Source organism: Burkholderia sp. LMU1-1-1.1 (assembly GCF_040675865.1).
Lineage (GTDB): Bacteria > Pseudomonadota > Gammaproteobacteria > Burkholderiales > Burkholderiaceae_D > Rugamonas.
Map to the genome: position 1 here is coordinate 1 of NZ_JBEGHG010000057.1, position 275 is coordinate 275.

A 275-nucleotide genomic window follows, 5' to 3' on the forward strand; every position below is an offset into this window, starting at 1 on the left:
ACGGTCCAGACTCCTACGGGAGGCAGCAGTGGGGAATTTTGGACAATGGGCGCAAGCCTGATCCAGCAATGCCGCGTGAGTGAAGAAGGCCTTCGGGTTGTAAAGCTCTTTTGTCAGGGAAGAAACGACATCCTCTAATACAGGGTGTTAATGACGGTACCTGAAGAATAAGCACCGGCTAACTACGTGCCAGCAGCCGCGGTAATACGTAGGGTGCAAGCGTTAATCGGAATTACTGGGCGTAAAGCGTGCGCAGGCGGTTTTGTAAGTCTGTT

The 275-nt window shown here is 52.4% G+C and carries 1 rRNA gene; it reads left to right on the top strand.

Annotation, left to right across the window (positions count from 1 at the left end):
• Positions 1 to 275, top strand: a 16S ribosomal RNA gene (locus tag MRBLMU1_RS27630); the annotation flags it as partial.